8 protein-coding genes are annotated in these 6,244 nt (G+C 57.1%); 4 read left to right on the top strand and 4 right to left on the bottom strand.

Translation table 11 applies throughout. The features are described 5' to 3' along the window. Positions 1 to 79: 79 nt before the first annotated feature. From ACZ9H4_RS35890 to ACZ9H4_RS35880, 3 genes are all read right to left on the bottom strand, one after another. A complete protein-coding gene (locus ACZ9H4_RS35890) occupies positions 80 to 517 on the bottom strand; it encodes a DUF2971 domain-containing protein (RefSeq protein WP_476122921.1) in 438 nt (145 codons plus the stop codon). Then, positions 460 to 873 carry a hypothetical protein gene (locus ACZ9H4_RS35885; RefSeq protein ID WP_476122919.1) on the bottom strand — a complete coding sequence of 138 codons (414 nt, stop codon included), beginning with the start codon at positions 871 to 873 and terminating at the stop codon, positions 460 to 462. The genes ACZ9H4_RS35890 and ACZ9H4_RS35885 overlap by 58 nt, the downstream gene beginning before the upstream one ends. A 402-nt stretch (positions 874 to 1,275) precedes the next feature. Next, on the bottom strand, positions 1,276 to 1,800 hold the full coding sequence (locus ACZ9H4_RS35880) for an alkyl hydroperoxide reductase subunit F family protein (protein WP_476122917.1): 525 nt from the start codon (positions 1,798 to 1,800) through the stop codon (positions 1,276 to 1,278). A 743-nt stretch (positions 1,801 to 2,543) separates the two neighbouring features. Between ACZ9H4_RS35880 and ACZ9H4_RS35875 the strand changes: the two genes are divergently transcribed. The 3 genes from ACZ9H4_RS35875 (at position 2,544) to ACZ9H4_RS35865 (ending at position 3,952) form a co-directional block, all read left to right on the top strand. Continuing rightward, positions 2,544 to 2,894 carry a MarR family winged helix-turn-helix transcriptional regulator gene (locus ACZ9H4_RS35875; RefSeq protein ID WP_476122915.1) on the top strand — a complete coding sequence of 117 codons (351 nt, stop codon included), beginning with the start codon at positions 2,544 to 2,546 and terminating at the stop codon, positions 2,892 to 2,894. A 57-nt stretch (positions 2,895 to 2,951) separates the two neighbouring features. After that, on the top strand, positions 2,952 to 3,368 hold the full coding sequence (locus tag ACZ9H4_RS35870) for a DUF1398 domain-containing protein (RefSeq protein WP_408155535.1): 417 nt from the start codon (positions 2,952 to 2,954) through the stop codon (positions 3,366 to 3,368). 149 nt (positions 3,369 to 3,517) lie between these two features. Further along, positions 3,518 to 3,952 (top strand): hypothetical protein, encoded by a 435-nt coding sequence (locus ACZ9H4_RS35865; protein WP_476122913.1) that lies wholly within the window; start codon positions 3,518 to 3,520, stop codon positions 3,950 to 3,952. A gap of 107 nt (positions 3,953 to 4,059) precedes the next feature. On the opposite strand, the gene ACZ9H4_RS35860 is transcribed toward ACZ9H4_RS35865, so the two are convergent. Beyond that, a complete protein-coding gene (locus ACZ9H4_RS35860; protein WP_408145839.1) occupies positions 4,060 to 4,983 on the bottom strand; it encodes a LysR substrate-binding domain-containing protein in 924 nt (307 codons plus the stop codon). Between the two features lie 394 nt (positions 4,984 to 5,377). Here ACZ9H4_RS35860 and ACZ9H4_RS35855 point away from each other — a divergent pair, with 394 nt between their 5' ends. After that, complete coding sequence (locus tag ACZ9H4_RS35855; protein ID WP_408145841.1) at positions 5,378 to 6,220, top strand: transporter substrate-binding domain-containing protein; 843 nt, start codon at positions 5,378 to 5,380, stop codon at positions 6,218 to 6,220. Positions 6,221 to 6,244: the final 24 nt, after the last annotated feature.

Here is a 6,244-nt window from a genome sequence, read left to right as displayed (position 1 = left end):
TCATTTCCTGCCTGGTGTTAGTCAAAAACACAGTCTTATGCCTACCCGTTATTTTAAGTGGGAGACTGTGTCCGGTGTTTCAGGGGGCTACTCCACTAACGTCCAGGCACACATAAGGCGTGAGTCCAAACTGTCCGTCACGGAATAAGACATGGTCCTCTTCCCCTAGCGACACAACGTGACATAGCCTCCACTCTTCTTCAATAGCGAAGGCAGGATGCTTGAACGACAGCAGGTAATCTGCCACCTCGGCGCGTACAAACTCGCAGCATCTAGCTATCACATTACTCGAATCGGCAACCGAAACGCCTTGGGTACCCGCCTCCAATGCTTCGATCGTCTTATCGATTACCTCTGAAAGCAGGCTTCTCTGCTGGTCGACGTCATAAACTACTCGCCGAAGCACGAAGTCCTGCGCCCGCTCCAGTTTGCCCCAACGACGCCCGATTTCCTTTGTTGTCAGACCGAGGGCGTAGCCGCCTCCAGACCCAGCGTATGTGCGCCATTGGTTGAGCAATCGTCTCGCTCACAAAAACAGGCTATGTAGCAATCAAGCATGCCATCGAAGCCATTTGCAGTGCGTAGTGTCCGAGTTAGGAACTCAGAAACAACATCGTTTTGTGCCTTGGCGAGCCGCTCTTGAATCAGGGTTTCGAAGAGACTTGCACTATGCGCGACCTCTGATGCATCGTTAAGAAACCGATAGTTGGTCGCCCACAGGCGCGAACTATCGAGAATGCCGCGCATGCCAGAGGCGGTCGTGTAGTGGAACAAGAGCTCAGGTACCTCGGTCTGCAGTCCATTGCGCGATTTGGCAAACACTGCGGACGCTTCCGCTAGGGTCGAATCAATCGTTTTATAGTCAAGTACCATTTCTTTCTTACGGTCTAATCTTTGAGTTCAGGGACCATCGGAGGCCCCGGGCCTATGCGACTCAAGCATCGTATGTCCGCTTTGTGGCACAAGGACGAGCGGCCGCTCTTGGCCGATACTGTTGAAAAAGTCGCTGATCGTCGTTCTCGCAAGGTTTTCAGGGGTCTTCCTTACCCTTGACCGACGTTCGCGAGGGGCTTGTGGGTCAATCTGAGCGGTCGATTTTTTCGGTAGCTGATTTCAAAAGCCAGGAAGCGACTTTTTCAACAGTATCGGCCGACTGCTGCCCGACACGGCCGGCTGACGTCCACGCGTGACGGACTTTCGGCGTTTCAGATAACAACAGCCCCGTGGACGAATTTGCAGGGATTACTCGCCACCGATATGACCTGCAGGTCAATGCTACTGTTTGCCCGCCGCGTGCAGTGCTGCTCTCATGCTCAGTTCTATGTCGTGAAGTTTCGCGCCGAGCTCCACAAAGCTGCTGCGCCCCTCCCCGAATACCTCGCCGTTCATGTAGATCGTCGGCACAACGCTAATATCACGCGCCGACACCTCGCTTTGAAAAATTCCTCCGTCGATCGTAATGTTGTGAATCCGTGGATTGATCACCGTCATCATGTTCAGCCCTTGCACAACGTCCACACAGCTTTTGCAAGATAGCGAAATATAGGTCTCGAAATAGTAATCACGTTCTAGCGCGTGAATCTGTTCAATGGTCGTACTGTCGGCTATGACGGGATGTCCTCCAACCTGGAGTATTGCCAAGACAAGGGACGAAAATTCAGGCCCTGTTGGAATGGCGGCAAACTGGATACCGGCTCTTCCTCCCGCCTGCCTGATTGAAAATGATGGCTTGCGTAAGTTGCCCTGCTGCTCCTCGATTACCGTCACCAGATCTGTCAACGACGCGATTTCGTTCAACATCGTCAGCATCTCGTGCGATTTTGGACTACCGCCCTGCGACACGACCAATTCGACAGGTCTGCGAATGTTTCGCAGATACGTCTGCAGCTGTGACCTGAGGCTGACGTTTAACATCTTTCGATCCCGTAATGACTTACAAGTCTATGTCAGGAAGGTGCCAGGAGCTGAAAGAAATCTGAATAGAGAGTGCAGCGCTGATTTGCCATCAGAGGCAGGAGGGTGCCAAGCCATGCTCCCTCGAACGTCGGTGCGTTTTGGTGCGCTATCGCACATATGCAAAGTGTGGGCGTTCCGGCAGCACGATTCGCTGTGACAGGCTGAGTGCGTGGAAAAAGTATGAAGTTACCGCATAGTTTTCGTCGCTCGCTTTGGCGAAGGCGGCCGGACCGGCGATGGTGCAGCTACTGGCCAATCTTCGTACCAAAGTTATAGCAAATCGGACGAGAGGGACTGTAGTCGACCCGTTCCCGCCAATCGACGCACGTTCGGGAAAGGTCCGCCCCCACTGCCGTAGATCAGACATTCGTCATCGCGTTGAGATCGCATTAAAGATCGACCGCATTCGGCCTTTCCTGGGGCGCTTGACAAAGGTTTCCATGGAAATTAGATCAAGCGGATCCACTGTGGACCCTACGACTTCGGTAAAGCCTGCGCCCGCTCTCGAAGCGCATTTGGGATACTGGGTAAGACTCGTTTCCAACCACATTTCCGGCACGTGCGCCCGCGCGTTGCAGGAGCAAGGCTTGTCCGTCGCTGAGTGGGTCGCACTGAACCAGATCGGGAGGGGGACGATCCTGAGTCCAGCTGGACTCGCCGACGTAATGGGTATGACCCGCGGGGCCATTTCAAAGGTGCTCGACAAATTGCAATCCAAGGAATGGATTTCGTGCGCGACGAGCCAGGAAGACAACCGCGTTCAGCTACTTGCGGTGACCCGACAGGGCAAACGTGTTTTGCCCGAACTTACAACCATCGCCGACGGCAACGACGAGCATTTTTTTGGTGTTCTGGATGCTACCGAACGAGCGACGCTTCAAAAGTTACTAAAGAAGCTGGCCGATGCCCAACAAATGCACAAGATACCCGTGGACTGACGCGCGACACCCACCACGCGTTCCCACAGCAGCGTTTTCCTAATGAGGAGTGCAGCAATGAGCAAGGCGATAGAGAATCTGGAGGCCGCCCAGCAGCGTGCCATGTCCGGCAGGCCGAAAGTGGGCGGGTTTCCGTACCAGGCTGATACCCTTCGGCGAGCAGGCGTGACGCGCAATGTGTGGTTCTTACCTGCATGCGAGAGCCTGTACCTGACCGAAGATGGGCCTGTCGTCATGCAGGGCACGCCGTTGGTGTCGGGCGCCGCGGACGTGCCACCTTTCGACCAGCACGCACTCGTGAGAGCGCTGCGCATTGATCAGGCAGGAAAGAGCTCATTTCCAGAATTTTTGGAGGCGTCCTGGCGCGCGGGCGTCGTCCGCTACGACGTCGACCTGGTTAATCGCATCGTTACTTATTACGGGTGCCAAGACGAACAATATGTCGAGCAATACCCTGCTCCAGAAGGTCAATAACCGCGAAGACTGGAAACGCTGCGAGGCCCATTCCTGCTGGTGAGCCAATCCCATCGCAGGCAGCCCGCTTGCAACAGTCGAGATTTCCCGACACCGCGCCGAATGGTTTTCATGGTAGCTGGACCGCTGCGCGTGAATGACTGGGTAGTTTGGAGTCCGAGAAGACTATTCTTCTAGCTTTTTCCCCTTTTATCGCATTCGTGGTGATCGAGCGTCTGGTCAGCGTGCCGGCGGGGCTCGCAGCGGGCGCGATCGTAGCCGCCGCCCTTCTGGTGCGCGACCTGGTGACACCGGGCCGCCACATCAAGCTTCTGGAGATCGGCACAGTTCTGCTGTTTGTTGCACTTACGATCTATGCGCTCACGAACAATGTGCAATGGTCGATTGCCACGGTGCGACTGCGCGTCGATGCGGGACTGATGCTGATCGTGCTGGCGTCTATCGCTGTGCGGCGGCCGTTCACACTGCAGTACGCCCGCGAGACCGTCAGCCATGAGCAATGGGACAGTGCGGACTTCGCGCATATCAATTATGTGATCAGCGCAAGGCTGCCTGATAACAGCGGTCCACCAATAGTCGGCTAAAAAACACGGACAGCACACCGAGCGCTTCGCAGCGCCGTCGAATGAACGGCCCCGCGAAGCCACACAGTTGCCGCATCAACCGTTGACCGGGATATCGTCGATGCGTTTCACGCGGTTGCGGCTTCGAATCCCGCAATCTCCCGGGTCAGTTCGTCGATGACCCGTTCGATCAAGGCATCCGTCAGTGCGGAGGCCTTGCTCCCTTTTTGCCGATAGATGCTGTAGTTGATCGACAGTGCCGGTTCGAATTTCTTGATGACCACCCCTTTCGCCGCCGTAGCGCTGGCGGACAGATAATCCACGACGGTGACGCCTGCCCCGGCCTGACAAAACGCGATGGCCGTCGCGGCAAGATTCGTCTCGATTGCGATCGGGATTCTCAGGTTCGCCAGCGCGGCGTGCTGCTCGATCTGGGCCACGAGCGGATCGGATGCGAGCAACGAGATCAGCGTCACGTTTTCCAGATGCTGCAGCGTGACCGCATCGACATCCGCCAGGGCGTGGCCTTCCGGCACCACGCACACTACCGGCACTGCCGGAAGCGTGCGCCGAACGACCGCCGGATGCTCGATGCTGGTTGTCACGCCGATCGCGAGATCGAGTTGATTGCGCCCCGCCCACTCCACGAGCGTCTGGGTAGAGCGGATATTGACCGTGATCCTGACGCCGGGATGGTCAGCCTGGAACTTGTGGATGATGGCAGGCATCAAGCCACTTCCCAGTGCGGGAAGAATGCCGATTTTCAGGCGACCTGCCCGGAGATCGCCGAGATCCCGCGCCAATCTCATGATTTCCTTGGCCGAGATGAACGATCGCTCCACCTCGGCATAGAGCGACATCGCCTCGGGCGTCGGGATCAGGCGCTGCCGCTGCCGGTTGAACAGGCTGTACCCCACTTTGGCTTCAAGACGCGCTAGCAGTTTGCTGACGCCGGGTTGAGCAATATCGAGAAAATCCGCGGCTTTTGTGACCGTGCCGTGCTGCATGATTGCCGCGAAAACCTCCAGCTCGCGCAACGTAAAATCGCCCACATCACACTCCTCAAAGTCCGCGGCTTTTCATGCCCGCCAATCCGGTACCGTCGTCGGCGCTTGCCGGCGCACACACACGCCGGTTGATCCGATCATAACCTTTCGAGATAAAGCAAAGAAGACACCGCCCTGCGCGCACGGATTTTCCCGCCGATCTCACGTTTGCGCTGCATCTGCCGTTGCATGATGGCGCCTAGTTCCGGAACGCGACCCGCACTCATTCGCCGACACGGCGTACAGCCGAGCCGCAACGCCCCATACCTTTTTGGAATGACCGGCAAATTTTGCGGCAATTGAGCCCGCGGCCCAGCCGATCCGACAATGGTTCAACGCTGTACGACGCAGCGCCTGGCATCAGCCCGCCAACCCAGGTCGAGACTCCACGGAACCGGAAATGATGAACAACAGGATATTGAAACGCGCTGTGTGTCTGATCGGCATCGGCAGCCTCTGCGCGCTGGCCAACGTTCAGTTGGCTAACGCGAAGGATGTCGTGATCGCATTTGAGGGCAGCTACACGCCCTGGAATTCTTCGAACCCCGACGGCACGCTCGGCGGATTTGAACCGGCACTGGCCAAGGTGCTGTGCGAGCGCGCCCATCTCAGTTGCAAGCAGATCGCCGCCGACTGGGACAGCATGATCCCGGCACTGAACACCGGCAAATTCGACGCAATCATGGACGGCATGGCGATCACGGACGCACGCAGGCAAGCGATTGATTTCAGCATTCCCTACGCCACCGTCACGTCGAGCTTCGTGACCGCCAAGGACCGCGCCGCCGACTTCGGAAAGCTGGGGAGCGGATTCGTAACGATCAATTCCGAGGCCGACGCGAAAACCGCGCTCGCCCCGCTTCGCACCGCACTCAAAGGCAAGGTGATCGGTGTGCAGGCAGCCACTACTTATGTACCGTTCGTTCGCTCAAATTTCGCCGATATAGCAAAAATACGCGAATACCGCAGTTCCAAGGATCGCGATCTCGATCTGAAGAGCGGGCGGATCGATGCGTCGGTCGAGAACACCGTCTATCTGCTCAACAACGCCGGCAGTGACCTGTCGCTGATCGGGTCCGTCATTGGCGGGAAGATCTGGGGCGAAGGCGTCGGCATCGGCCTGCGAAAGTCTGACACTGCGCTGCGCGACGCGTTCGACAAGGCAATCGCATCTGTCAAGGCGGACGGCACGCTGTCGCGGCTTTCCATGCAGTACATGAAAACCGATCTGACGCCGCGTTGATGCGCGCCGGTCGTTGTGATCGGA

The organism is Paraburkholderia sp. TE9906, from assembly GCF_056279605.1.
This window is presented reverse-complemented; position numbering and strand designations above follow the sequence as displayed.